This is a genomic window from Flavobacterium sp. MAHUQ-57, from assembly GCF_051908335.1.
Classification (GTDB): domain Bacteria; phylum Bacteroidota; class Bacteroidia; order Flavobacteriales; family Flavobacteriaceae; genus Flavobacterium.
Window position 1 is genome coordinate 663,955 of the sequence record NZ_JBPZTE010000007.1, and the last position, 26,430, is coordinate 690,384.

At 34.8% G+C, this 26,430-nt stretch carries 24 protein-coding genes; 5 read left to right on the forward strand and 19 right to left on the reverse strand.

All coding sequences use genetic code 11. From position 1 onward, the window contains the following. Positions 1-44 precede the first annotated feature (44 nt). The gene (locus ACS8MM_RS11045; RefSeq protein ID WP_379716702.1) at positions 45-1,040 is read right to left on the reverse strand and encodes a PorP/SprF family type IX secretion system membrane protein; all 996 of its coding nucleotides are present in this window, start codon (positions 1,038-1,040) and stop codon (positions 45-47) included. Positions 1,041-1,250: 210 nt separating this feature from the next. Between ACS8MM_RS11045 and ACS8MM_RS11050 the strand changes: the two genes are divergently transcribed. From ACS8MM_RS11050 to ACS8MM_RS11065, 4 genes are all read left to right on the forward strand, one after another. Then, entirely contained in the window at positions 1,251-2,147 is an 897-nt protein-coding gene (locus ACS8MM_RS11050) for a NifU family protein (RefSeq protein WP_379716705.1), read from the forward strand. Positions 2,148-2,211: 64 nt separating this feature from the next. Next, the gene (locus tag ACS8MM_RS11055) at positions 2,212-2,412 is read left to right on the forward strand and encodes a dodecin family protein (RefSeq protein ID WP_379716708.1); all 201 of its coding nucleotides are present in this window, start codon (positions 2,212-2,214) and stop codon (positions 2,410-2,412) included. 107 nt (positions 2,413-2,519) lie between these two features. Next, a complete protein-coding gene (locus ACS8MM_RS11060) occupies positions 2,520-2,906 on the forward strand; it encodes a hypothetical protein (protein ID WP_379716712.1) in 387 nt (128 codons plus the stop codon). 66 nt (positions 2,907-2,972) lie between these two features. After that, positions 2,973-3,728, forward strand: coding sequence for a mechanosensitive ion channel family protein (locus tag ACS8MM_RS11065; RefSeq protein ID WP_379716715.1), 756 nt, complete (start codon positions 2,973-2,975; stop codon positions 3,726-3,728). A gap of 1 nt (position 3,729) precedes the next feature. On the opposite strand, the gene tsaB is transcribed toward ACS8MM_RS11065, so the two are convergent. The 3 genes from tsaB to ACS8MM_RS11080 form a co-directional block, all read right to left on the reverse strand. After that, positions 3,730-4,389 carry a tRNA (adenosine(37)-N6)-threonylcarbamoyltransferase complex dimerization subunit type 1 TsaB gene (tsaB, locus tag ACS8MM_RS11070; RefSeq protein ID WP_379716718.1) on the reverse strand — a complete coding sequence of 220 codons (660 nt, stop codon included), beginning with the start codon at positions 4,387-4,389 and terminating at the stop codon, positions 3,730-3,732. A gap of 92 nt (positions 4,390-4,481) precedes the next feature. Further along, on the reverse strand, positions 4,482-5,828 hold the full coding sequence (locus ACS8MM_RS11075; protein WP_379716721.1) for an efflux RND transporter periplasmic adaptor subunit: 1,347 nt from the start codon (positions 5,826-5,828) through the stop codon (positions 4,482-4,484). 5 nt (positions 5,829-5,833) lie between these two features. Continuing rightward, positions 5,834-7,273, reverse strand: coding sequence for a TolC family protein (locus tag ACS8MM_RS11080; RefSeq protein ID WP_379716724.1), 1,440 nt, complete (start codon positions 7,271-7,273; stop codon positions 5,834-5,836). A gap of 134 nt (positions 7,274-7,407) precedes the next feature. Between ACS8MM_RS11080 and ACS8MM_RS11085 the strand changes: the two genes are divergently transcribed. Beyond that, positions 7,408-8,802, forward strand: a complete 1,395-nt coding sequence (locus tag ACS8MM_RS11085) for a DUF4403 family protein (RefSeq protein WP_379716727.1) — start codon at positions 7,408-7,410, stop codon at positions 8,800-8,802. A 4-nt stretch (positions 8,803-8,806) separates the two neighbouring features. Here the strand turns inward: ACS8MM_RS11085 and ACS8MM_RS11090 are convergent, their stop codons facing one another. From ACS8MM_RS11090 to ruvA, 15 genes are all read right to left on the reverse strand, one after another. Then, positions 8,807-9,037 carry a hypothetical protein gene (locus ACS8MM_RS11090; RefSeq protein WP_379716730.1) on the reverse strand — a complete coding sequence of 77 codons (231 nt, stop codon included), beginning with the start codon at positions 9,035-9,037 and terminating at the stop codon, positions 8,807-8,809. Then, positions 9,027-9,566, reverse strand: a complete 540-nt coding sequence (locus ACS8MM_RS11095) for a DUF420 domain-containing protein (protein WP_379716733.1) — start codon at positions 9,564-9,566, stop codon at positions 9,027-9,029. Before ACS8MM_RS11095 ends, ACS8MM_RS11090 begins: the two co-directional genes overlap by 11 nt. Next, positions 9,566-10,249 (reverse strand): SCO family protein, encoded by a 684-nt coding sequence (locus ACS8MM_RS11100; RefSeq protein WP_379716736.1) that lies wholly within the window; start codon positions 10,247-10,249, stop codon positions 9,566-9,568. Before ACS8MM_RS11100 ends, ACS8MM_RS11095 begins: the two co-directional genes overlap by 1 nt. A gap of 2 nt (positions 10,250-10,251) precedes the next feature. Then, positions 10,252-10,926 carry a hypothetical protein gene (locus tag ACS8MM_RS11105; RefSeq protein ID WP_379716739.1) on the reverse strand — a complete coding sequence of 225 codons (675 nt, stop codon included), beginning with the start codon at positions 10,924-10,926 and terminating at the stop codon, positions 10,252-10,254. A gap of 76 nt (positions 10,927-11,002) precedes the next feature. Beyond that, the gene (locus tag ACS8MM_RS11110; RefSeq protein WP_379716742.1) at positions 11,003-11,353 is read right to left on the reverse strand and encodes a cytochrome C oxidase subunit IV family protein; all 351 of its coding nucleotides are present in this window, start codon (positions 11,351-11,353) and stop codon (positions 11,003-11,005) included. A gap of 19 nt (positions 11,354-11,372) precedes the next feature. Continuing rightward, positions 11,373-12,368, reverse strand: coding sequence for a cytochrome c oxidase subunit 3 (locus ACS8MM_RS11115; RefSeq protein WP_379716745.1), 996 nt, complete (start codon positions 12,366-12,368; stop codon positions 11,373-11,375). A 43-nt stretch (positions 12,369-12,411) separates the two neighbouring features. After that, positions 12,412-12,990, reverse strand: coding sequence for a cytochrome c oxidase subunit 3 (locus ACS8MM_RS11120; RefSeq protein WP_379716747.1), 579 nt, complete (start codon positions 12,988-12,990; stop codon positions 12,412-12,414). Between the two features lies 1 nt (position 12,991). Continuing rightward, positions 12,992-13,894: a heme o synthase gene (gene cyoE / locus ACS8MM_RS11125; RefSeq protein WP_379716750.1), complete on the reverse strand. Its 903-nt coding sequence runs from the start codon at positions 13,892-13,894 to the stop codon at positions 12,992-12,994. A 141-nt stretch (positions 13,895-14,035) separates the two neighbouring features. Then, positions 14,036-14,680, reverse strand: a complete 645-nt coding sequence (locus ACS8MM_RS11130) for a hypothetical protein (RefSeq protein ID WP_379716753.1) — start codon at positions 14,678-14,680, stop codon at positions 14,036-14,038. A gap of 5 nt (positions 14,681-14,685) precedes the next feature. After that, positions 14,686-16,791: a gliding motility protein RemB gene (locus ACS8MM_RS11135; protein WP_379716756.1), complete on the reverse strand. Its 2,106-nt coding sequence runs from the start codon at positions 16,789-16,791 to the stop codon at positions 14,686-14,688. 3 nt (positions 16,792-16,794) lie between these two features. After that, on the reverse strand, positions 16,795-17,538 hold the full coding sequence (gene deoC / locus ACS8MM_RS11140) for a deoxyribose-phosphate aldolase (RefSeq protein WP_379716759.1): 744 nt from the start codon (positions 17,536-17,538) through the stop codon (positions 16,795-16,797). A 68-nt stretch (positions 17,539-17,606) separates the two neighbouring features. Next, complete coding sequence (locus tag ACS8MM_RS11145; RefSeq protein ID WP_379716762.1) at positions 17,607-18,032, reverse strand: VanZ family protein; 426 nt, start codon at positions 18,030-18,032, stop codon at positions 17,607-17,609. Continuing rightward, entirely contained in the window at positions 17,971-18,351 is a 381-nt protein-coding gene (gene gcvH, locus ACS8MM_RS11150) for a glycine cleavage system protein GcvH (RefSeq protein ID WP_379716764.1), read from the reverse strand. The genes ACS8MM_RS11145 and gcvH overlap by 62 nt, the downstream gene beginning before the upstream one ends. A gap of 91 nt (positions 18,352-18,442) precedes the next feature. Further along, on the reverse strand, positions 18,443-25,771 hold the full coding sequence (gene sprA, locus ACS8MM_RS11155) for a cell surface protein SprA (protein ID WP_379716766.1): 7,329 nt from the start codon (positions 25,769-25,771) through the stop codon (positions 18,443-18,445). Positions 25,772-25,774: 3 nt separating this feature from the next. Next, the gene (gene ruvA, locus ACS8MM_RS11160) at positions 25,775-26,356 is read right to left on the reverse strand and encodes a Holliday junction branch migration protein RuvA (protein ID WP_379716769.1); all 582 of its coding nucleotides are present in this window, start codon (positions 26,354-26,356) and stop codon (positions 25,775-25,777) included. Positions 26,357-26,430 lie beyond the last annotated feature (74 nt).

The following is a 26,430-nucleotide window of genomic DNA, read 5'->3' on the forward strand; positions in this document are numbered from 1 at the left end:
TACTATATAAAAAACATGTCCCGATTAATCGGGACATTATATTGTTAATTGATCGCTGGACAGTTACAGTCGTAACGTTCTCTCTTACAACCAAAATCAAAACCTAAAGTGATTTGATGGAATCCACCTGTTTCAAATTTAATATCTCCCATAACATTAGAATAAGTATAGGCAAACATAAACTTCTTATAATTAACTCCTACTAGCGGCGTAATATATTGTAATTTTTGATCTTTCAATTGATTACCATCCAAATATTGCGCTCCATCAAAACTTCTTCTATAAGACAATCCAGCCCAAATTCTTCCAAAATCAACCGTTTTATAAGCCTTTAGGTTAGCATCAATCGACTTTTCTTTGGTTCTCTCTGTTAATTGAAACATCACAGAAGGCTCCCATAATAATTTTCTCGGGTTACCAAATACATAACCTCCACTAAGAATATATTTTCTCAAATTATCCGATTCATAATCCGAATACAAATCTCTACTTCTGAACAATGCATTTTTAACTGTTGCATGAACATACATATCCAAATAGTTATATGATGCTCCAAAATCAATATTAAAATAACTAGAACGTTGGATAATTCCAGCAATAATAGGATCAAAATCAGTCATGTCAAAACTTGATTCATCCAATTGATTTTGTACCAAGCCAGCACTTAAACCAAACGAAAGTTGATTCAAATCAACTGTACTTCTTGAAAACATCAAATGATGCGCATAGGTAATCTTTGCACCCTTTTGTGAATGGTAACCATTTTTATCATTGAATAAAATAGCACCAATTGCCGAACCTCTTTCTCCTAATTTACTATTAAAACTTAACGTTTGCAAAGCGGGTGCATCATCGTTACCAAACCACTGATTTCTTGCTGTCAATCTAATTTTAGAACAATTCGAAGCTCCGGCCATAGATGGATGTAATAAATAATAGTTATCAGTCAGATAATCGGAATAGACCGCAATACCTTCTTGGGCGAACGAAAATTGACAAATTAAAAGTAAGATAAGTAGTTTTATATTCTTTAAAATCATGTTTTTACACTTTTTCAGACTCAAGACAAATCTGATAAAAATTAATTAATACTAATCGTTTTATTGAAAACGCTCAAAGATATAACTTTTTGTTATATGATGATTATGCAAACGTTTTTTTTTGATCTTTAAAATAGTTAATTAAACGATAAAAAGAATTCCAATCTATGAAGTAAAATTATGTTTAGTACCTTTGCAAAAAAAATTAAGATGAAACTTATCACTATAAAAGAAACTAACAATCCGAGTATTCTAAAATTCGAATTTTCGTACTTCATCTGCCCTAATCAAAGTTTTGAATTCAAAAACATTGACGAATGCGCTGACTCTGTACTTGCCCAACAATTGTTTTACCTACCATTTGTAAAAACGGTTTATATTTCGGGGAATTTTATCGCTATCGAAAAGTTCAGCATTGTTGAATGGGATGATGTGAAATTTGAAGTTGCCGAACAATTAGAAAACTATGTTAATGCAGGTGGCGAAGTAGTAAAAGCTAAAGAGGAAAACAAAAAAATAGCTGTTACTGTTTATGCGGAAAGCACACCCAATCCATCGGTAATGAAATTTGTTTCAAGCAGAATATTAACCAAAACTATTGTTGAGTGCAAAAACATCGACGAAACGGAAGCCTCTCCACTAGCTCGTGCATTATTTAAATTCCCATATGTTAAAGAAGTTTTCATTGATGAAAATTATGTATCGGTTACCAAATATGCAGTTAACGAATGGCAAGAAGTGACCAATGAAGTACGTACTTTCATTCGTGAATTCATCGAAAGTGGCAATATTGCCGTAGATGAAACCAAAGTAGTGACATCAGAGAAACTAGACAAACAGCAAATTAAGGACTTCGATAATTTAGATGTGACTTCACAAAAAATCATCAATATTATTGAAGAATACATCAAACCAGCAGTCGCTGCAGATGGCGGTAATATCTTATTTGACTCTTTTTCGGAATCCGACAAAAAAGTTAAGGTAATCTTACAAGGTGCTTGTAGCGGATGTCCTTCTTCAACTTTTACTTTAAAAAACGGAATCGAAAATATGCTAAAGGAAATGCTTCAAGATCAAGAAATTAAAGTAGAGGCATTGAACGGATAGCATTTGGTTTTACAGTTTTAAATACCTAACTTTAGTAGTCAAATAACTTTAAAACTGAAAAATTATGTCTGTATTAAAAGTCATCGAGGTGTTATCCAACTCGAACATCAGCTGGGAAGATGCCACAGCTAAAGCGGTAGAAAAAGCATCCAAATCGGTAAAGCACATACGTTCTGCGTATGTTCAGGAACAAAGTGCCTCTGTTGTTGATGGCAAAGTAACCGAATACCGTGTCAATTTAAAATTAACTTTCGAAATCGAATAAAATCATTCACAAAAAAAGTTATGCGTTTCAAAATCGGAACGCATAGCCCATTTTGTTCGAAAAAAATCGTAATATTACACTTATTAATAATCAAAAATTTGTAAAAAATGGGAATTGGAAGTTTTTTTAAGAATTTATTTGGTTCTAAAGTAAATGTGGAAGAAATCTCGGAAAAAGTGGAAAACTTTGCCGATGACGCCATCGCAAAAGCTAAAGAAAGTGCAGCGCCACTTGTAGACAAAGTAGAAGAATTTGCTGAGAAAGCGGGAGAAAAAGTAAAAGAATTTGTTCCTCAGGCAGCAGAGACTATTGACAACATTGTAGACACTGTAAAAGAAAAAGCGGAAATAGCAATCGATAAAGTGGAAGAGCTGGCTCATGGAGCAGTAGATACTGCCAAAGAAAAAGCAGAAGGCTTTATGGATAACACAGAAGCAAAAGTTGAAAACACAGTAGACACCGCAACCGAAGAAACCTCGGAAGAAACAAAATAAAAAAAGTAAAATACAAGTAAAGAGGTTGGTTTTCTAACCTCTTTTTCTATTATCAAAATTTGAAAAATGAATATCTATTTAGAAGCTCTCAGAAAATTATTATTTGACATTTCTCCAAAAATCATTACGGCTTTAATTATCTTATTTGTCGGTTTGTGGGTGACCAGCATTATCACTAAAGCATTCAAAAAAATCATGTTAGGCCGTAATATTGAAGTTACTTTAACCAATTTCCTTGGCAACTTAATATTTTGGAGTTTACGTGTTATTGTTTTCATCGCAGTAGTGTCAAAACTAGGAGTAGAAACTTCATCTTTTGTCGCGATACTAGGAGCCGCTGGATTGGCTGTTGGTTTATCCTTACAAGGTTCCTTAGCTAATTTTGCAGGCGGGATTCTGATTATTTTATTCAAGCCTTTCAAATTAGGCGACAAAATTGAAGTACAGGGAGAAACAGGCAAGGTAGAAGAAATCCAAATTTTTTCGACAAAAATCACCACCGGAAACAATCAAACGGTATATATCCCTAACGGACTTTTATCCAACGGAAAAATAAAGAATTTTTCACAACTGTCAACGCAAAGAACAGATTTCGAAATTATTTCTAATCATACCGCTGATGTTAGTGAATTGAAAAATAAGCTGTCTAATCTAGTAATCAACCAACCTTTGGTATTAAAAGATCCGAAGCCGGAAATTTATATTTCCCACTTTACAGACACATCGGTTAATTTTATAGTAAAGATATGGACTAATAATAGCGATGCTGCTGAGGCTAAATCGGATATTTTAGAAAAATCCAGACAATACCTTACCTTGTAAATTATCGGTTTAGTATAAAATCCTTTAAATAAAAAGGTTCAAAATAAGCGACATCTACAGTGTCGTTTTTTTTGTATTTTTCAAATGCTATACTTCCCATTTCATTGGCAGAAGGATAAACAATATCATCATGAAAAACAAATTTAGCATCAGTCAAAACTGATTTGCATTTTGGAGCACCATCACCAATCAAATGAATTGCATCCGAAATATCAGAATAGGTATTTTCTGTGATAATTTCTGATTCAATTGCTCTTTTCAACGTGTGCTTCTTATCGAAAATAGCAGTATAACATTCCATTCTTCGGGCGTCAATCATTGGTACAACGACTCCGCTTTCCAATTGCAACTGTTTCGCTAAAGATTCCAAAGTATCGATCGCTATCAATGGAATACCCAAAGAATAGCATAGTCCTTTTGCCGTTGAAACACCAATGCGCAACCCTGTGTAAGACCCAGGGCCTTGACTCACTGCAACAGCTTTCAAATCTGAAAAACCGATTTGAGTTTCTTTTAAAATTTCTGCAATAAAAACATGCAATTTTTCAGCATGGGAATAGCCATTTTCCGAAATTTCCCTGCACAAAACAGTAACACCGTTTAATGACAATCCAACAGAGCAGTTTTTTGTAGCCGTTTCTATTGATAAAATATAACTCATTATTCCTTTTTAAAGCGACAAATATAATTAAAAAAGAAAAGCTCGAACCTATATTAGGAACGAGCTTTTCCAAGAATTAATCAATTAATTTTTTAGCTTTCTTTATTTTTCTTAGCCTTTTCACGTTCGGCTTCAAGTTCTGCTTTTGATTTCACCCGTACTTTATCACCAGGATTTAATTCCTTGGAGACAACTGTATATGGACCAACAACAATTGTCTCCCCTTTCTTCAGTCCTGACAAAATTTCTATGTACGTATCATCTTGAATACCCGTTTCTACAATTCGTAGATTGACTTTGTCGCCCGATTTAACAAATACACATTCGTAACGCTTTTCATTTTTGGATTTTACTTCTTCCACCACTTCTCCATCCTCATTTCCATTGGCACTTTCATCCTTATCTGTTTTACGGTTAGCAGTGGTATCTGTTCGCATCACTACCGAACTAATAGGCACAGCAATAACATTTTCTCTTGTTGTAGTAATAATATCCACAGTAGCCGTCATCCCGGGACGGAAAGGAGAAAAATTAGCCGGTTTCCCTTTCATTAAATACGCGTACGATTCTTTAACAATTCTAACTTTCACTTTAAAATTAGTCACCTGATCGGCAGATAAGGCAGTACTAGCTGAATTCGAAATACTGGTTACGATTCCTTTGAATTCTTTTTTTAGATAGGCATCAACTTCTACTTTCGCTTCATCACCAATCTCGACCTTAACAATATCATTCTCATTGACATCTACCTCTACCTCCATATTGTTCAAATTGGCTACACGCATCATTTCGGTACCTGCCATTTGCTGTGTTCCTAAAACACGCTCACCCAATTCGACATCCAATTTCGAGATAGTTCCGTCAACCGGAGCATAAATAGAAGTTTTCCCCAAATTTTCTTTCGATTCATTTACGGTTGCCGATGCACTTTGCACATTATAGTACGCCGCATCTTTAGCCGCTTGAGCTCCCTCAAAGGCCGCTACTGCTTTTTCCCATTCTGAACGTGAAACAATCCCTTTTTCAAACAACTTTTTAGTACGTTCATAGCTTGCTTTTGCTTCTTTGAATTGTGCATCAGCCTGGCTTAAACCCGCTTTAGTATTGGATAGACCAGAAACCGACCTGTTTAATCCCGACACATACAATTCAGGGTTCACACGAACCAATAGCTCTCCTTTTTTTACGATCTGCCCTTCTTTCACTGGTAAAGCAATAATTTCTCCTGAAACCTCAGACGAAATTTTAACTTCAATTTCTGGTTGGATTTTTCCAGTAGCGGAAACTGTCTCAATTACATTTCGTTGTGCTACTTTAGCAATCTCTACCACTTTCCCTTCTTTACTTTTGCCAAATGCACCCGTCTTCCCAATTGCTACAGCACCAAGAATAATAAGTCCCACTCCACCAAATAAAAAATATTTCGTTTTCTTAGTCATGATTGTTAGTTTTTAATAATCGGAATTCCGAAATAGAATTCAAGAATTTTAGTTCTGAATATGTAATCGTACTTAGTACGCAACACTTCCGATTTTGCATTCACATATAGTGTTTGTGCCTGATTATAATCAAAAATATTCATCAATCCCACTTCATATCGTTCTTTCGCATAAGTCATCGAATTTTCACGTGCTTCCAAAGTGGTCACAGCAGCTTCATATGACTTTTGTGCCCCTTTAGTATCTGTATACGCTGTATATACAGTTCTTTCTAAATCCAACTCCGATTGCTCTAGTGCAATTTTGGAACGTTCTAAAGCAAGTTTAGTACGCGAAACATTATTACGTGCAGCAAAACCATTTAAAATAGGAACATTCAATTGAATACCAAAACTATGCCCTTTATTATCTCTAAATTGATCAAAAACAGGATCTGGCTTACCTAAAACAGGCTTTAAATTACTCGTCACTACATTTTGTCCAGTTCCTTCAACAAAACCAATAACAGTAGTTGGATTTGAAGTATCCAAAGTTGTTCCAATTACCTGATCAGAATAAGCCGCACGTGTTGTAAAGCTATAAAAACCTGACAACGATGGCTCATAAGCTCCTTTGGCAATTCGCACATCTTTTTCCGCAATAGAAACATTGGTTTGTGCTAATTTCAATTCAGTTCTAGTTTCTTTTGCTTTATTCAAGATAGCCTTTGGATCTTCAAGCAATACATTACTCAATACTGCTTCAATATCTGAATCTACTATATCAAACTCACGGAAATCTTCAAGCTGAAGTAATTGGGCCAAACTCAATTTTGAAATCAACAAGGCATTTTCTGCAGCAATTAATCGCTGATTATCTGTAGCAACAGTAGCATTTACATCTAACAAATCCCCTTTGGCTATAACACCTGCGTCAACCAACTCTTTTGTACGTTCCATTTGTTTGGTATCGTACTGTAATTGCTGTTGCTGTACCTTTAAATTTTCCTTATTGAAAAGAATTTGCAAATAAGCATTTACTACGTTCAATGAAATATCTTCTTGCATTTTAGTCAATTGATATTGTGACGCAATGATTGAAAGATTTGCCTTTCTCAATTGATTTTGATTCTGCAATCCTCCGTAAATATCTATACCAACACTTACTCCAGCAGAAGTAAACTGAGTTGTTTGATTTTCAAGTAAACCTGTAGTGATATTTTGATTCAATCCAATATTCCATGAATGCGAAGCTTGCCCATTAATTGTTGGTAAAAACTTACCATAGGCATCTTTTTTACTAATCTCCGAAGATTTTTTATCTAATTCGGATTGTTTAATAGAAATATTGTTCTTTACAGCATGATTCACACATTCATCTAATGTCCATTTTTTGGATTGGCTTTGACCTGCAAAAGAACTTAACAGTAATGTAAAGGCAATTATAATTTTTGGATTTTGTATCATTTTATTTTTGAAAGTTTAACGACAACTCTTACAAATTTAATTATTTACCATAAGACTATCACAAATTCATTTTGTTACAAATCACACGGATATTTTTTTAAAATAATTATACATTTGTTGACCAACTAGAAAGTATGAAAAGATTTTTATTCGCTATAAGCTTCATTATGATGGAATTATTATTCAACAGTTGTTCAACAACACAGAAAATTGAACTGATGAAACCGGAACCCGACGAAGCTCCTCCAATCAAATATCCCATTACATCTTCTTATATCAGTTTCCCTATAAACCTTACCATTAAAGACATTGAAAAACAAACCAACAATGCGCTTAACGGTTTAATTTATAATGACACAATCTTAGATGATGACAATACGGAAATAAAGATTTGGAAAAATGCACCCATTTTGATTTCGGAAGACAATCACAAACTAAAAACCATCGTACCACTTAAAATATGGGCCAAAGTAAAATATGGTACTTCGGCTTTAGGGTTAAACTTATTTGACACAAGAGAATTCAATTTGAATGGAACGGTTACACTTTTAAGTGATATCCAAATGAACAATTGGAAAGTGACAACTCAAACCGAATTACAAGACATCCATTGGAACGAAAGTCCGACCATTTCCATTGCCGGCAAAGATATGAAAATCACCTATTTGATCAATCCGACCATACGCATTTTCAAATCCAAAATAGAGCGAATGATTGACGATTCGATGGGAAAAACATTGGACTTCAAATCGAATATATTGGAAATGATGCAAAAGGTGGCAGAACCTGTAGAAATGAGTCCAACCTACAAAACTTGGCTAAAAGTTACCCCACAAGAATTATATGCTACTGAAGCCAAATTGGAAAAAAAAGCTGTAAACATGAATGTCGGACTAAAGTGTTTGATGGAATCATTCATTGGTCAAAAGCCCAAACCTGCCTATGACAAAAGCAAGATGACACTAAAACCTATTGGAAATTTACCCGATAAAGTTGTGGCTAATATTGTTGCGGTGTCCAGCTATCAAGATGCTTCCCGTATCATGAATGAAAATTTCAAAGGAAAAGTATTTGCTTCTGGAAAACGAAAAATAACCATTCAGAATGTGGAGATATGGCACAAAAAAGGCAAGATGATTATTGCTCTGGATATGATTGGCAGCATAAACGGAAGAATTTATTTGGCTGGATTCCCACAGTACAATCCAGATACTAAAGAGTTGTTTTTTGACGACTTGGATTATGCCTTAGAAACAAAAAGCCGATTGATGAAATCAGCCAATTGGCTTTTTCAGAGCATGATTTTATTAAAACTCAAGGAAAATTGTCGATATTCCATTCAACCCAATTTAGAGGAAGGCAAGAAGAATATTCACAAATATTTGAATAATTATTCGCCTATGCCTGGTGTTTTTGTGAATGGAAAAATGAATGATATCGTATTCGAAAAAGTCCAATTAACCAATACAGGAATCGTTGCTTTTTTAAACATTACCGGTAATGTAAGAGTAAACATTAACGGAATGTAATTTATTACTCTTCCTTTTTCTTGGTGTACATTCTATAGATAACGTACGCCATAATTGCGACCAATATATACGGAATGGCCATTAAATAGACTATGCCGTCATTTACTGCTTCTCCTTGACTTGTATCGCCAGAACTTTCCAATGAAGCTCTGCACATGGCGCATTGCGCATTGGACACAACAGAAATCAGCAAAAAAGCAATACATAAAGAAACATTTTTACTTTTAGTGAGCATAATACGGCGAAATCATTAAATACACAACAACTCCAGTAACAGCCACATACAACCAAATTGGAAAAGTAATTTTAGCTAATTTTTTATGTTTATCGAAACGCTCTGCAAGTGCACGAACGTAAGTTACTAACACCATTGGGATAATCACAATTGACAATGTAATATGGGTAATTAAAATGAAGAAATAAATTGCTTTCATAACTCCTTCTCCTCCATATTTTGTCGCCTCTGCCGTCATATGATAAGCCACATACATTCCAAGAAAAGCAACTGACAAACCAATTGCAGTCTTCATTAAAGTCTCATGTAAATTTCTATTGCCGTTTTTTATAGCCACTACAGCCCAAACCAACACAACAGCCGTAATTCCATTAATTGTTGCATAAATAGGCGGCAAAAAAGACAATGGTTTCACATCAACACCGAAATCCTTTAATTTCACTTTAAACAATATAGCCACTACCAATGGAATGGCAATTGATAAAATTGTAATCCAAACGTTGTATTTTTTTTCTGTAGAATTTTCCATTATTCAGCTAATAATTTTGAGATATCTTGTTTTATTTGTTTAACTCCTTCTTCTTTCAACCCGTCATAGTAAACGATCGGATTACCAAAATCGTCTTTACGGCAGCGAATATTTCCTTCTTTATCAACAAGTGCAAATAGGCCGGAATGTTCGAAACCACCAGCTACTTTTTTGTTTTGTCCTACATACATATTGAAACCTTTTTGAGCAATTTCATAAATAGCTTTTTGATCGCCTGTCAAGAAATTCCAATTCATACCTTTAGCTCCAATAGTTTCCGCATGAGCTTTTAAGGTTGCTGGTGTATCCGTTTCAGGATTGATTGTAATTGAGGCAATTCCGAAATTGGCATTAGAAGCAAAGCTTTCTTGCACAAATTTCATGTTTTTATTCATAATCGGACAAATCGTTGGACAAGTGGAAAAGAAAAACTCGACCACATATACTTTTCCGCTATAAAAATCGTTGGTTACAGATTCCCCTTTCTGATTTGTAAGATTGAATTTTGGCGCTTTACCAATGGTATACAAATCACTTTTAATAGAGCCATCGGCTTCAACTCTGTTCAATCGATCTCCTTTAACCACGTCATTGTTTTTAATACGAGATACAATTTTTGGTATAAAAATGATTCCGAAAACCAGAATCACAAATGACATTCCTATGTATGATTTATTTTTCATGTCTATTTTTTTTCGTGAAGACGAAAATCTTGTTTGGATTTATTACGTTTTAGCGCCAATCGGTATTCTCTTAATAAGATTTTTACATCATCGGTCATTTCATTATGTAAATCGGCCGCAGAAGTTGTATTGTACCCTTCTCTGTATTCCTCTTTTCCGGCTTTATTTTTTCCTTTTCTACCTCTGTGGTTTTTGTCTTTGTCTAAAATAATCACTTGTGATGTACTCAAATTGCCATCTAATTTATTTACCAAATCAAAAGAATCATAAAACGTTTGAATTTCAATTGGCTTAGCAAAAACAATTTTGTATCCCGACATATTATCAGTGAATGCAGCCAATTTATCAAGCAATTCTTCCACTTGCGCCTCTGTTCCTTCCTGAGCCACAAAAACTACTTGAAAATCTTTAAATCCAACATATTTATCATAAATTTTTTGGTTTAGATTAAAGACATTGCCTTGATTTTTTTTGACATTGTCTCCCAAAAAACCTAATACTGTAATTTTATTTTTCAGCACTACTGGTTTTCCATCAATACTTTTCCATTGTGGTAATTCTAAATTATTTTTAGAAATCGTAGGTAAAAAAAGCTGATTGTGCGTTGCCGAGGCAAAAATCATATAGATTATAATGGGCAAAGCTAAAAGGACAAGTAAGATTATTTTTTTCTGCATCAGAAAAGAGTGTATTAGAGAGTACAAAAATAAAAAAATCCCGACGAATCGGGATTTAAATTGAATTAATATGTTGTTAAAAATTCCACTTAATCGTTGAATTTTTAAAAATCTCATAAATATAGTCTGCTTCAACCAATAAAATGAAAACCAAATAGATAATCAAAAATACTAGCGGCCCAACAATAGACCAACGAAGCGTTGCTGCTTCACCTTCAAGGTGCATGAAAGCCCACATAATTCCGTATGCTTTCGCAATTGTTAAAATGATGAAAATCCAGTTCAACAAATTCATTCCTAAGAAGTTTGTAAAGTGTAAACTGTGTGGCTTGTAGATACCCAAAGCAACCTCTACTATTGTGATAACAGATAAAATTCCAAAAACTTTCCAGATTCTACCTACGTTTGATTCGTGTGCGTGTCCCATAATACTTTAAACTTTTAAATTACACTAAATAGAAGAATGTAAATACGAATACCCACACTAAATCGACAAAGTGCCAGTATAAACCAACTTTTTCAACCATTTCATAGCTTCCTCTTCTCTCATAAGTACCCAATAAAACATTTAAGAAAATGATAATATTAATTACTACACCAGAAAATACGTGGAAACCGTGGAATCCTGTAATGAAGAAGAAGAAATCTGCAAACAATCTGTTTCCGTATTCATTACGTTTTAAGTTAGCTCCCTCTACAACATATTTAGCGTTTTCAACTAATTCCAAAGACTCTTCTCTTGACAAAACTACTTTTGATTTATTCTTAGCGTCAATTTTTTCTGAACGCACTAAAATAGCTTCATTTGCCTTGAAACCTTCTACAACCTGATTAACAGATACCGAAGTCAAAGAAGCTTCATCTGTAAACCATAATCCGTTACTACGTTTGTGTTGAACTCTTTCTTCAGCTGTAGTAGAAGCAAATTCTCCCAAACTTACTCTAACATATTTTCCAGGATGGGCTTTATCTTCTTTAACAAACTGTAACAATGAACCACCATGCGTTTCAATTGCACCATGTTCACCTTTAATAAAGTTTTTCCACTCCCATGCTTGTGAACCAACGAAGATTAAACCTCCGATAATAGTCAGAAACATGTATAACGTAACTTTCTTTTTATCCATTTGATGTCCTGCATCCACAGCTAATACCATAGTTACAGAAGAGAAAATCAGAATAAACGTCATCAACGCTACATAATACATAGGTGCAGCAACACCATGCATAAAAGGGAAGTGCGTGAAAACTTCATCGGCCAAAGGCCAAGTTTCAATAAATTTAAATCTTGAAAAACCGTAAGCAGCAAGGAATCCCGAAAAAGTTAAAGCATCCGATACGATGAAAAACCACATCATCATTTTACCGTAGCTTACTCCCATTGGTTCGTTTCCGCCGCCCCAAACTTTACCTTCAGTACTTGTAGTAACTGTCGTTGCCATAGAAATAATATTAAAAAGTTGTCAAATTTACGTTTTTTTATTTTTACACGAAATATAAAAACAAAAACAATAATATCCACAAAATATCGAGAAAATGCCAAAATATTGCACCAAGCTCTATACCAAGGGTTTGCGAAGCATTATATTTTTGTTTATAATGATTATAAATTATGATTAAAAGCGAAATTAATCCCGCAAATAGGTGCGCTAGATGCAAAACGGTCAAAATATATAAAAAAGTTGCCGTAATAGAACTACCGCTTCCTGTAAAGAAAAACCCTTGCGCTACCAACTCGCCAAAACCCTTAAATTGAAAGAAAACAAAAGCTATACCCAGCACCATTGTTACCCACAATAACATCGTTGTTTTATTCCTGTCGTCAAATTTCATTGCGCGCAGTGCAAAATGAATCGTAAAACTACTTACAAAAATCAACAAGGTACTAATCGTAAATGCTGGTGGTAAATGCATTTCATGATTCCAGTCTTTACGGGAAGCACTCACCAAATAAGCACTTGTAAGTCCAGCAAACATCATAAACATACTCACAATTGCGAAGTACAATAATAATTTCGCCGAACGTTCTTTTCTTATCTTTTCCTCCTGAATGGTCATTTCCATATTATCTCAAAAATTTATCCAATATATATACTAACTGAAGCAATGATATGTATGAAACACTCACTAACATCAGACTTTTAGCCGATTTATCACTTTGAAACTTATACAACCTCATAGCATAGTACAACATCCAAATACCGAGCAACAAAACAATTACAGTCGAAACCTTTGTTAAATATATCTGTCCGGTATACCCAAATGATGGCAAGATTGAAGCCACCACCAACCACAATGTATACAACATCACTTGCATCGCAGTTGCTTTATCCCTATTTCCGGTAGGCAACATAAAAAAACCACCTTTTTTATAGTCTTCAAACAAAAACCAACCTATGGCCCAAAAATGAGGGAATTGCCAAAAAAACTGAATTAAAAACAAAGTACCTGCTTCGATTCCGAATTCACCAGTAGCAGCAACCCACCCCAACATAAATGGAATAGCTCCAGGAAATGCTCCAACAAAAACCGCCAATGGCGTTTTAGTTTTTAAAGGCGTATATACACTTGTGTATAAAAAAATTGAAATCGCGCCAAACATGGCTGATTTCTCGTTGATATTATAAAGAATTACGATTCCTGCCAAAGTAAGCAATGTTGCAATGACAAATGCTGCTCTCACTGACATTCTACCTGAAGGAATTGGCCTGTTTTTGGTTCTGTCCATTAACTTATCCAAATCACGTTCTATGATTTGATTATAAGCATTGGAAGCACCAACCATACAATAACCTCCTAAGGCCAACATGATTAAAATCTTGATTTCATGAGAACCAAATTCATCCACACCCAATAAGTACCCAGCAATTGAAGAAAAAACCACGCTAATGGCAAGACCTGCTTTGGTAATTTCTTTGAAATCAACAAATACAGATTTTAGTGTAAATGACGGTTGTGAAGTGCTCAAGGCAATTAGTTTAAAAATCGGTGCAAAGATAGGAAGAAGCGATGGTAAAAATCAAATTTAGACACCATTAATTAAAAATAACAAACAAAGAAGGCAAATTCTAAGATCAATTAATCAACTCAACTGCTTACTCAAAATTAATTAGTAGTTGATTTTTTCACTCAAAAGCCATTTTCGCATCAATTTCTTATTGTTAGAAATCGAACAAATATAGTACGATTCACTTTCAATCGCTTTAGAATCTGCAACAGCTTCTTTCATTACCCCAACTTTACCGATATAATTCGAATGAATAAAATAAATTTGGTCTGAAGATTTTAGTATAAATCCAACATGAAAATCCAAGCCTACAAAATACAACCCGTCTTCATAATTTTGCATCTCTGCAATAAATTTGGTCTTATTAAAATTCGCAAACACCTTAACCGAATCACCGCAAGCAATTGTCTTCGCCTCATCATAAGGCGCCATCTGTGCTAATTTGAACCGATTTAGATTAAACCCTGCATCTCTCAACGTTGTCGAAACAAAATACCCACAAGCAACACTTCCAACTTTCGGTTTTTCAGTATGACCCGTAAATGTCCATGGAGTAGAGTACCATTCCGGCAGTATTTTATCGGTGAAATCTTTCGTAAACCTTTTTCCAGTTTTTTTTAACACCTCTGCTTTGTTTGCACTTACAACATATTCCTTTTTGCTACTTTCTTTAAATTGTTTCAACTCGTTTTTAAGCTGATCGTAATTAGTAAACAATATCAGCAATGACATCAATAGTACTTTCATCTATTTTAATAATCAAAATACCAGTTGAACACATCAGCTCTCAATCCAACACTGAACCATGTTGTATTTTCTTTAAAAACTGATGCTGTATCAACCTCTGGCGATAAACTTCTATATAATACATTTCCAAAAACCTTCAAATTGGTTTGAGGATTAACCAAATAACCTGCCTGAAAATCCGCAAGAAACACCTTTGTATTATTCCCTTGCCCTACTTCCACGCCTTTTTCAAAAGCCCTGTCATCATCATAATCCTTGTAAATATTTGACCCATAATTCAAATCATCTGAAACCGAATCAAAATCCAAACCACGTACACCAACACTCAACTGCAAGTTAGCAAACAATCTCCCTTTAGTATAACGCGCAATACCTGTCAACTCATTAAAGTTAGAACCCCAATTGTGTCCCATACTCTGGTTATTATGCCCATAATTCGTTAAAGGATTACTATGCGCATAAGTGTAAGGCCTTACCCTATTATACTCGGCTTGAAGAAAAAGATTGGGCACACCAAATGCATTATAATATTTTGCTCCCAATTGGTAACCGTATTTATTTCGCCAACTTTTTTCTCCTGCTTTAATATCGCCCAAAGAGAATTCATCCAACAGGAATTGTCCATATAAATTAATCGAGTTGTTCCACTTAAATTTAGAAGTCAGACCCAAAACAGCATTACCGCTTCTGGAAGAAGAAGTAAACTCAACCGATCTAAAGAAAATAACGGGATTCACAAAGCTCAAATCAAAACCTCTATCGTTTGTATTTGCCCAAACTACCGACTCAAAGAAACCTAAATTCCATTTCTTGCTGACATTCCAACTCAAATAGTGGTTTGCCATAAATTTTGTCGCATAAGTACGCTCAACAGTAACATCATCTCGAACATCCTTCAACCACATATACGTGTTGGTGTATTTAATTTTCCAAAAAGTCGTATTGATTTTAAAGAAAGGATACGGACTAGCTCCATCTCCTTGTAAAAGTGAGCGATAGCCATCTCCAATAAAATTCCGACTATACCCTAATTGAAGATTAAAAAACTTACTAGGTGCATAAGTGATATTAGCATCAGCTGACGGAAAATCAAAATTAGTATCCTTAAATCCTTTTGCAATACCAATACCCGGAATAATTGCTGGATTTCCTCCTGCCGGTCTAATAGAAGTTGCATACCGATTGTAATAATCCGCAAAAACACCTTGGCTTTCAAAAACACTAGCAGTAAAATTAAACTGACTACCCAAACCTCCTTGAATCTGTATAGCACGTGTATTCACAAACGTATAACTTTCGGCACTGGGATCCGCTTTCCCTAAGCGTAAATCTAAGATAGGATTCATGGTAAACCAATAGTCTTTACCTTGAATTGCTACTAAGTTTTCATTGAATAATTTCCTTCCCAACCAACTTGATTTACTCAATTCTATTTTTTTATACGCTTCATTCAAATTATAATACTTAGAAACCTCCGCATAAGTAAAAGGCTTAGAACCTGTATGACTATTCGTTCCCACCTGATTCATCTCATCATCAAACTGAGAATAAAAGCTATGTGAAAAAGGGACATTAAGATTACTGGCTAAGTGAGGATTGATAAATTCGACATACTCTTTTGTAACATTTTCGAATTCAGCATTTTCCCCTTTCAATCCAGCATCCGTTGAATTCAATATCGAATTTTGTCTTTTTTGTTGCTCCAAATCCGCTGCGCTTTGTAACGGAATTGCAATCTGCATACTGTATTTCGCATACGTAGGTTTTCCATTGTAGGTAGCAGGTTCAATTTTAGGCAACAATGAAAAAACTCTTTTCGTTTCATCGGCCAATTCCACATACATAGCATCTACATATTGTACTTTAAAGACACCTGTCGAATCCACTTCAAAGAGCGTGATCACTTTACCTTTAAACTCTTTTTGCTTTACAACTTCAGGAATTTGAAAGTTTGTATAGACAAAATCTTGGATTTGATTGTAAAAACAATTTTCAAGATCTTGATTCAAGGAGTTTTGACAGCCTGGAAAAACAGGAAATTTTTCAGAATTATTGATTTGCGAAAGACCACACTGCGATACAAGAAGTATCAAATAGAAGAAATACTTCATCGATTAATAGTTTTCGTTAGCTACATCGCCATCTGCAATGTTTTTTGCTGATGATGTTCCAATTCTTTTGACACCCAAACTAATCATTTCCAATGCTTCTTCTAACGTACGCACGCCTCCAGCCGCTTTAACCGGAAGCGGATGCGAGTTTTCAAGCATCAAAGTGATTGTAGGTATAGTAGCCCCATTTGGCATCCCATCTTTTGTTTTATAAAAACCAGTCGACGATTTCACAAACACGTTATGATAGTCCTTTTCGGAAAAATTCCCAACAATTGTATTTTTAATTAGAGAAGACAATTGAATAATCTGATCATCGGTTAAAGCTGCTACCTCAATAATAAATTTAACTACCTTGTGATTCAACAATCCTAACCGAGTACAAGACAGTATTTCCTCTTTTATTTGATGCACTTCTCCTCTTTTAAAAGCCTCATAATTGATCACATAATCCAACTCATCGGCTTTATCATCAATGGCTCTTTGGGCTTCATTCAATTTTTCTTCCAACGTTGATTTCCCTTCTGGAAAATCTATAACTGTTCCAATGACTAATTTAGAATTTGCATTAAGAATCATCTCTTTGGCCATTTTTACCATATCAGGACGAATCATAATCAATTTAAACTCTTCATCTATAGCTTCTTGAATAGCTTTACGAACTACTTCCCGATTTTCACTTTCGCTCAGATTAGCCTGATCAGCCGTTTTTAAATATGTCGAATCCAAATATTGCTTGATATCCATTTTTTGAAGAATTTATTGAGTATAAAAATAAAAAAATCCTGCCGAAGCAGGATCCTTTTTCAAGAATTTTATTCTGTATCTATTTTTTTTAAAAGCATACCGGCTGTCAAAATACCGAAAAAAGCTCCTAATGAATTTGCAAGCGCGTCAAAAACATCCGCTTGTCTTGTAGTGGTAAAATGACCTTGCATGAACTCTATGATAATTCCCATGGCAATTGCCAATACAACCAATACTATTTTATCAATCAACTTAGTTTTGTTTTTGTAATAAAAATAATGATACCACAAAAAGACAAAACCAAAATAAAAGCTAAAATGAACCAATTTATCAGCCAGGAAAAAATCAATTTTTGAAATTGCCGAAGGACTTTTAAAACTCAGATAAAAAATCAAAAGAGTCCAAAAAAGGGCAATCCAAAACGATTTTTGACTAGGCGCCAATAAGCGCTTTATAATCATCACTTGAAAGTAATGAGTCAATTTCTGAAGCATCAGAAATTTTCACTTTAATCATCCAAGCTGCTCCGTACGGATCTGTGTTTACAGTTTCCGGATTCGATTCCAATTCGTCATTGAATTCTACTATTTCACCAGATAACGGCAAAAACAAATCTGAAACGGTCTTAACGGCTTCAACTGTTCCGAAAACTTCGTCTTTACTTAAAGTTTGATCCAAAGTATCTACTTCAACATAAACAATATCTCCTAATTCTTTTTGGGCAAAATCGGTAATTCCGACAGTAGCAATATCGCCTTCAATGCTTACCCATTCGTGATCTTTTGTGTACTTTAAGTTAGTTGGTATGTTCATTTTTTTAGTGTATTAAATTTCGAACAAATGTAAAATTAATAGATTAAAATTGCTACTATTTCACAAGTTTATTTTTATTGTTAATCTTTCATTAGTTACCAAAATTATATCGTAACGTAAACCCTGAACGTATATTAGTTAAAGGGAATGACGTAGAAATTACCGCTCTTGAGAACGAATAATCAAAATAGAACAAGGCTGTCAGGTTTTTACTGAAATTATAATCTCCTGTAAGTTTTGCAGAGATTAAATTCTGTCCTCCTCCTAACTGATTGTTATTATAATCGATATTACGTACAATCGTTTTATTATTTCTATACGACAAATCGGCTCTCAAATTAATATCACTTTTAACGACACCTGTTGGATTATCTGCTAAACTAGATTTAATTTTCACATCCTTGATACGATACCCCAAACCGATAACGTATTCTGTTCCTCTCATTTCTGTCAACAAATTATTATCAAAACTTAAAGATAGAGTTCGGTCTTTTTTCATCTCGGCCAAAATCTTAACCGAATTTTTCATTTCAAAATCCAAACGAACTAAGGGACTGAATTGTTCAGTTAAATTCACATTAGCAATAATGGTTTTATTGTAGAAATTACCCACTCCATTATTATCCTGTCCGGTCGGATTTTTGTCGTATTCAAAATTGGAACGGAAAGAATTCAAAGTATACGCAGCTTTGTATCCATGTTGAATTGAGAAGCGTTTGAATTTATCTTTAAAGAACTTATAACGCATAAGTCCTGTGTATTTCACTGTCCAGTTTGGTATCGGGAAATTTCTGAAAGCATCCAAAGAAACCCCTGAGGCACTTCCCCCAGTATATGCAGCCATAAAAGCTGGAAGCAAAACCGCTTGATTATTTTTCCCATATCCAATCGGATATCCTTCATTAGCCAAATAAAAAGCATAATTTGGATCTGTTGATGAAGGAATTGGATTATTTACATCTCCATATCTAGGGATATTATTTCCATAATGCTGTTCTGCCAAACGATTTGCAATTTTAATTCGGTTATCTCTAAATTCCTGGAAAGCTTCAGAATACAACTCATCACTTTGTGAAAAAGATGTACTGATTAAATTCGTTGTAATAGAAAAGTTACCATAATTGTATGGCGAACGTGCATTGTATACTCCTCCAACTGCATCGTATTGTTCAGAGAAATTTTCTGCTATGGTACGATCGGCTGTCAAATCAATTTTCAAATCCGGGAATGGTTCTAAATTGGCCGTTCCTGTTATTTGTTTATTATTGATTTGTGTAAAGTTTTGATTGAATTCTGGATAATTCGTCAACCACCCTCTTTTGGCCGCTTCGTAGCGTACATCATCCTGTAGTCCGAAAACAAATCCGAGTGAAGGTCTCGAAGATCCAAGAAAACCAATAGATGGTAAATAACCAGGCAACTGGGTACCGTTCGTTTCGGTATAATTAATCTGAATATTTTTAATACTTGTCGCCACACCGATTAAACCATCCATCCAAATATTAGGCTTAATTTCCTTAGCTTTAGGTTTTGCTACTACTTTCTCTCCAGGTTTTGGTGCTGGGACTGGCGGAACCGGCTTTGGATTTTTAGCCTTTTCTGCTCTTTTTATCAATCCGATATATTTATAAAAAGTAGTCATATTGAACGCTGAATTCAATTTATGCGAACTGGCATTTTGTATCGTATTTCCAAGATTAAAGCCGTTAAAATTCTGAGCTTGAATGGAAGCACGTGTCCAAGAATAATCTCCAGTATAGGTATAATCCGACTTTACAAACGCTAAAAAAGGAAGTTTGTTGATAGGTAATTCATAATTAACGGTTAATTGTTGATTATGTTGATTTGGTGTACCAATATTCCAATAGTCGTCCCAAATTGTAAAATCTGGATCTTGCTGATTGAATTCGTCTAAATAATTACGCACAATATTACCTGTAGTTGCTGTATAATTTAAGCGCAATGATTTCGTAAGGCTGTAATTAAATCCGTAATTGTAATTAAAAAGAAAATTACGTTTATACAAAGGATCTAATCCAATTCCGACGACATCAACATCTCTAAATTCTTGCTTATTAAACTGACGCAAAATAGATGAACTAAAATTAACACTTGAAGGAAGATAATTAAAATTGAAATCGCTCAACATTTTCCAATAACTGCTTTTTTTCATGAATTTAGAATTCTTAAAAGGCTCTATAGGTTTTGATTTAAAAGTATATGCATAATCAACAGAAGTTCTAACCTGTTGATCCAACATACCCTCAATTTCAAAATCCCTATGCTCTACTTCGTTAAAAGAATAAGACAAAGTAAGGTTTTCAGGATCGTAGAAATGTTGCTTTTGTTCAGATCCTCTTTCCTTTTTAACACCTATAAAATTGATACTTTTTCGTTTAGTAAAATCTTGAGATCTTTTCTTGATAGCTTCTTTTTCTGCCTCAGTATCAGCCGCATTTAAAACATCTTTCAACTTCAAATCCTGGTATAAAGGATCATATTCAGGTGTTATAATTTGTTCACCTACCGCATAGTTAAAAGGCAAATTAATTCCCCATTTTTTGGGCAATAATTTACCTAGATTGACATTAGTAACAATATCATACACTAGGGCATCTTCACGACTTCTTTCATTCGGACTTTGTTCAATTCCTCCAAAGCCTATTGTACTCATACGTCCTGTTGCTGAAACTGTCATAAAATCGGCAAAATTAGTATCCATACTTGCAATAGCTGCCATACCTCCTTCACTATCCATATCAGCCAAACGCAACTCGTTAAACCAAACCTCACCTCTTATATATTGGTCTTCATTTGGATTGCCGTTCTTTACACCTAACATCATTGTTCTTACCAAACCAATATTAGGATTTCCTTTGATACCGATACGTAATCCATCTTCCTCTATGTAATAAATTCCGTTTTCATCAAAGTTTGGATCAGTTGGACTAGCTTTCAAACTAGCTGCCTTAATTTTTGAAAGTAAATTCAATTTCAGATCAATTTCATTTTCTTCTGGCCAAATTAAAGATGGGTTTTCAACCGGATTATCTCCTTCAACTTGTAAAGCTGTGAACTCGGTTATTTTCAACGGAATTTCCACTTGGTAGAAATTATTAGTAAAGTCATTACCAAAACGTAAAAAACCATACATTTTCTTATCTGCCAATCGGTTTAAAACAGCAACATCATTATTAACAACGTCGCTAGAAAGTGCCTCTGCATGTATAAACATTTTCAGTTTTTTATACTGACGCATATCCACGTTCACATTTTTAAAAGCGCCTCTTAAGTCACCTCCTTCTAATCCTTTTATTCCCATTAACGGATTATCTTTATCGTAAATACGCACAGACAAAGACTGTTCATTTTGATTTATAACGGTATTATTATTATTCATTTGTTCACGCTGAACACCAGGCGGAGTAACATAGCGAATAGGATGTCTTTCGGTATTCTCTTCTAAATTTACCCCAATTACATCAAATCCCGTTGAATCATTATCCGGTGCATCGTCGACATCTGGCTGTAATGATGATAAATACTTTCTGAATTCACCTCTTACAAGGTCTAAAGAACCAAAACGCAAGGTAACTTTATCTGTAAAACCATGCATCAACATTCGCATGAAGCGAATGGAACGTAAATCAGAAATCCCACCTTCTTTCGGACCATTCACATCAATCGGTATTTTAAACTGAACCCATCTTGTTGGAACAGTAGTACCATTTGCCATGGTTTCAGTTCCTTCCCTAACATCAGTAACATACAAATCACCTACTTTCATATCCGGTTTGATATCAACCGTAAATTTATAGTATGCCTCAATCGTATTCATGGTATTATCTCTGTTGATATCTTCAACATCTGGAGTGGTTACCGAACCACGGTTAGTATCGGTCACTTCAACAGGAGAGTTGCCCTCATTTCCATTATAGCGTTTGTATCTATCAGTAATTGAACCAGAAGCACTTAAAAAGTACTCATAATTATCTTGAGACGGATCTGGATCACTTGCGAATTCGGGATGTTTCAAAGCTTCTTCTGAATCATTCAAACCATTTAGACCAACGTCTTGACGATTTCTATTTGCAGCATCGGAATCAAATGCATATATCAAAGATTGAGAAGCGGGAACTTTACCCCAGTTCGTATCATAAACTGCCTGACTAGAACCGGGAACAGGCAATCCGTTTTCATATAATTTTTTACTATCTTTTAACACATCCTCCGAAATTTCGCCTAAATGGAAGGTCAATTTCCCTGTATTGGTATTGCTAATGGCGCTACCGATTTCAAAATAAGGATCCTGAACCCAGAATTGAATATACTCCACATTTGACTGTTCAAAGTTGGTGGAAGTGATTGGACGCATTATCCCTCCGAAATTATCCTGAGGATTTGATAATGTATTATTAATAGAAGATGTCTCATAATTATACGGCCCACGCTCTGTTGGATAATAGGTCAAATCAAGCGTGTTGATCACTGTTGTTTCACCTGCTGCAATATCGGTTACAGGATATAATTCTCGGCTGTAAATTCTTCTGGTGTCATATCTTGAAATATCATTATCACTCAACCCTGCGGGGCGTTGTGCTGTATAAAATATGGGGTCAATAGTATACCATGAAAATTTTGCACGTTTATAACCGTATCTTAATTCATCTTCAATATATTCCCCACCAAATCCTGTTGGCACACTCGACAAAGACCACGCCAAAGGCGATTTCATATCAATTGTTGACTGAGAACCTTCAAAATCATCTACATAAACCGTAGATTCTCCTTCGAAACGGTCCGCTTTCGGCGTGCTTGGTTTCAAAACCGCTACTTCACCACGGAATGAAAAATTTGAAGGGACATCGGTATCAATATTAGGTAATTTATTCACCAATCTGGTAAAAAACGGCACTTCAGTTGAAAAATTTACATTAGCACCAAAAATAGTATTGTTCACAGATTCCTGCCCGTAATTCGTTTTTTGAGTAAACGGCCTTTCCGATAAATTCAAAACAGTAGCGCCCACTTGAAACTTATCAGAGAATTTATGTTCGACATTCAAACCAACAAATCTTCTAGTTTGCTGACCGAACACTGCATTGTTTTCAACTGAAACATTAATAGGTATCCCTGAAGCCTGTAGTGAAGGATCAAGAATCTCAACCCTACCGGCCTGATAATTCACAGTGTAATCAATACCTTCCTGCAAGACACGTCCTCCGGCCGTAACTACTACAGAACCTCTCGGTACATTCGCCGCTCCAAGAGAAATTCCTTGTCCTCCGGATGATTTAAATTTACCTTTTAACTGAAACTTGTTTTTATTACTATCTTGTAATGCAATTGCTTGTGTTGATTTATACAAACTTGTAAAGACATATTTTTTCTGATTCGGATTGTACGAATTTTCATCACCATACGTTGAAGGAAAACTGGGGTCATATAGTTTATCATAAAGCAGCTTACCAAATGGCTCAACGGTAGTAAAAATAATTCGTGCATTTTGGGAATCAACTGTCAATCCAGGAATAAAATCAAAAAAACCGTCACCTCTTAATTGAGGATCATTAGTCGGATTCAATCTATCCAAATTAAACACTCTCAGCAAAGGAGTATTTGCAACTTCATTTTCAACAGTTGGACCTGCCGGAAAAGTTGACCCAACAACTGGTGTAATGTAATTTAATGGAGATGGATCTGTATATAAGATGTTAAATTTAAAATCAGTAGGATCCAGTTGGTAAGCTCCAGGAATCTGATAAACATTTTTCATCATTAAGTTCCAAATTGGCTTATTCACATTAGTCAAATTTCCTTTTAGCATTTTCAAAATCAATGCTTTGGACGATGGTATGTTATTATTATCAACCTGTGTTGCAGCTATACCATCGGTACCGAACTCTCCAACTTGATAATCTTCCCCCCCAATAGTGTACTGGTATGCAACTGCCAATACTTCATCGTTAGTTAAGCGCTGGTTTAATGAAATATAACCCAATTGAGGGTGATAAGTATATTCATTAGGCGTTAATTTTCTAGCATTTTCTAATTTCGAATAGTCAACACCCTCAGCGAACACAGTTTGATTTGGAGGATTTGTATTTGTCGGAACATTAAAACCTCCACTCGCTGTTGAAACCTCTCTAATTTTAAAATTTAATATACTTTCTCCGGAAGGTAAAGTATTAGGAAAAGTAACTACTTCAGGCGATATTTTTGCAGGGTCCATTAAGTTATTCTCATTGCTTGGAGGACTGTCAAATGGTTTAACAAAAAAATCAGGATAATACTGTGTATCAGTACTAATAACTTGAGAATCGGGAATTCCGTTCAATTGTGACTCTCCTAAATCCTGAAGTGCAACAATATTTCTTATGTTATTACCATCATTACTAGTCGTAATCCTGTTTTGTCTATTTGTAATCCAAACTTCTATTCTCGTAATTTGAACACGGGAATCAATAATAGGATATTGTTTAAGTGCATCATCATATCGGTTTCTGAAGTACTGTGAAAGGAAAAAATGACGATCTGAATCGTATTCTAAACCAAACAAATCAAATTCTTGAACCAATCCTCCGCCTTGTGAAGTAACAGTACGAGTTTGCGATTTTTGTTCCGAAAAAACCCCAGTCACAGTAGTTTTACCAAATTGCAATTGAGTTTTTACACCAAATAAACTTTGTGCACCTCTAATCAATGTACTGTTTAATGGCATACTTACATTACCGACTTCGATTTTTCTTAAAATATCATCTTCGGTTGGTGTATATTCTAACTTGACTAAGTTCTGAAAAGCAAAAGTGGACTCCGTGTCATAGTTCGTGTTTACTTTCAATTTTGTCCCGACTTGACCCAGCATACTTAAACTGATACGTTGGTCAAAATCGAATGTAAAAGTACTTCGGTTTCTTGGCGAAAAAGAAGGATTATCCTGTTTTGAATAACGAACGCCTAGATCGACTTCAACAGTACCTGTAGGTTTGATATCTATAGTGTTTCCTCCAAAAATAGATTCAAAAAAACTAGAATTTACATAATATCTAGGTAACAAATCTTTCTTAGCATCTTTACTCGCCTCCTTTTTACCATCAACTGCATCTTGTTTCTTCTTAAAATAATCCCTGATGGCTTCTCTCCTAATTAATTTTTGGTATTCTTCAGGGGTTAAAACAATAGGATAATCAATATTAAAACCTTCAAAAGTTTTGGTATAAATATAACGGTCAGTAGTAGGATCATAAGTATAAGCCTCTAGGATACTTGTGGGATTAGGCATTTCCAGTTTTCCTTTATTATATCCTTTCACGGTATCCTGCTCTTCCTGAGCAAGAGCGGAAAACGAAACAAAGAAAAGCAGTATAAAACTACTGAATTTATGAAACAATTTGGCCGGGTGAATAATATACTTTTTCAAGGATTATAAATTTTTTAAGGCTTGTTTTATTATAGTTTCAACGCTGGCATCTGGGGAGTTTGCAATAATCTTATCTACAACTTTTTCGGAAGCTTTTCGAACAAAACCTAAAACCTCCAAAGCAGATAACGCTTCATCACGATTTGTATTGCTTGGAAGTAACGAAACTTCCTGAATATCATACAATTTTAACACTTTATCCTTTAAATCAAGAATGGCTCTTTGTGCAGTTTTGGCTCCAATTCCTTTAATCGATTGAATTGTTGCAACATCCCCCGAAGCGATTGCATTCATAATTTGCTTGGGTTCCAATGACGAGAGCATGGTTCGGGCAGTATTAGCACCTATACCAGAAACAGAAAGTAACAATTTGAAAATTTCTCTTTCCGATTTTTCAACAAAGCCATACAGAGTGTGACTATCTTCCTTCACAAGAAGACAGGTAAACAGCTTTACAAAGTCTGAACTTGGCAACAATCCGAAAGTATGTAAGGAAATATTAACAAGGTAACCCACTCCATTACAGTCAATTACAACTTCTGTAGGTGATTTCTCTACTAATTTCCCTTGAATATGCGCAATCATAGTTAGTTTGGTTAACTTCCAAATATACTAATTTTCTTTAATTAGCATCAATTTTTCAGTTCAACTACTTGATT

Excerpts from the sequence above, each read along its gene's own strand:
- ACS8MM_RS11045 (WP_379716702.1), bottom strand. The coding sequence starts at position 1,040 with ATGATTTTAAAGAATATAAAACTACTTATCTTACTTTTAATTTGTCAA.
- ACS8MM_RS11050 (WP_379716705.1), top strand. The coding sequence starts at position 1,251 with ATGAAACTTATCACTATAAAAGAAACTAACAATCCGAGTATTCTAAAA.
- ACS8MM_RS11055 (WP_379716708.1), top strand. The coding sequence starts at position 2,212 with ATGTCTGTATTAAAAGTCATCGAGGTGTTATCCAACTCGAACATCAGC.
- ACS8MM_RS11060 (WP_379716712.1), top strand. The coding sequence starts at position 2,520 with ATGGGAATTGGAAGTTTTTTTAAGAATTTATTTGGTTCTAAAGTAAAT.
- ACS8MM_RS11065 (WP_379716715.1), top strand. The coding sequence starts at position 2,973 with ATGAATATCTATTTAGAAGCTCTCAGAAAATTATTATTTGACATTTCT.
- tsaB (WP_379716718.1), bottom strand. The coding sequence starts at position 4,389 with ATGAGTTATATTTTATCAATAGAAACGGCTACAAAAAACTGCTCTGTT.
- ACS8MM_RS11075 (WP_379716721.1), bottom strand. The coding sequence starts at position 5,828 with ATGACTAAGAAAACGAAATATTTTTTATTTGGTGGAGTGGGACTTATT.
- ACS8MM_RS11080 (WP_379716724.1), bottom strand. The coding sequence starts at position 7,273 with ATGATACAAAATCCAAAAATTATAATTGCCTTTACATTACTGTTAAGT.
- ACS8MM_RS11085 (WP_379716727.1), top strand. The coding sequence starts at position 7,408 with ATGAAAAGATTTTTATTCGCTATAAGCTTCATTATGATGGAATTATTA.
- ACS8MM_RS11090 (WP_379716730.1), bottom strand. The coding sequence starts at position 9,037 with ATGCTCACTAAAAGTAAAAATGTTTCTTTATGTATTGCTTTTTTGCTG.
- ACS8MM_RS11095 (WP_379716733.1), bottom strand. The coding sequence starts at position 9,566 with ATGGAAAATTCTACAGAAAAAAAATACAACGTTTGGATTACAATTTTA.
- ACS8MM_RS11100 (WP_379716736.1), bottom strand. The coding sequence starts at position 10,249 with ATGAAAAATAAATCATACATAGGAATGTCATTTGTGATTCTGGTTTTC.
- ACS8MM_RS11105 (WP_379716739.1), bottom strand. The coding sequence starts at position 10,926 with ATGCAGAAAAAAATAATCTTACTTGTCCTTTTAGCTTTGCCCATTATA.
- ACS8MM_RS11110 (WP_379716742.1), bottom strand. The coding sequence starts at position 11,353 with ATGGGACACGCACACGAATCAAACGTAGGTAGAATCTGGAAAGTTTTT.
- ACS8MM_RS11115 (WP_379716745.1), bottom strand. The coding sequence starts at position 12,368 with ATGGCAACGACAGTTACTACAAGTACTGAAGGTAAAGTTTGGGGCGGC.
- ACS8MM_RS11120 (WP_379716747.1), bottom strand. The coding sequence starts at position 12,990 with ATGGAAATGACCATTCAGGAGGAAAAGATAAGAAAAGAACGTTCGGCG.
- ACS8MM_RS11130 (WP_379716753.1), bottom strand. The coding sequence starts at position 14,680 with ATGAAAGTACTATTGATGTCATTGCTGATATTGTTTACTAATTACGAT.
- ACS8MM_RS11135 (WP_379716756.1), bottom strand. The coding sequence starts at position 16,791 with ATGAAGTATTTCTTCTATTTGATACTTCTTGTATCGCAGTGTGGTCTT.
- deoC (WP_379716759.1), bottom strand. The coding sequence starts at position 17,538 with ATGGATATCAAGCAATATTTGGATTCGACATATTTAAAAACGGCTGAT.
- ACS8MM_RS11145 (WP_379716762.1), bottom strand. The coding sequence starts at position 18,032 with ATGCTTCAGAAATTGACTCATTACTTTCAAGTGATGATTATAAAGCGC.
- gcvH (WP_379716764.1), bottom strand. The coding sequence starts at position 18,351 with ATGAACATACCAACTAACTTAAAGTACACAAAAGATCACGAATGGGTA.
- ruvA (WP_379716769.1), bottom strand. The coding sequence starts at position 26,356 with ATGATTGCGCATATTCAAGGGAAATTAGTAGAGAAATCACCTACAGAA.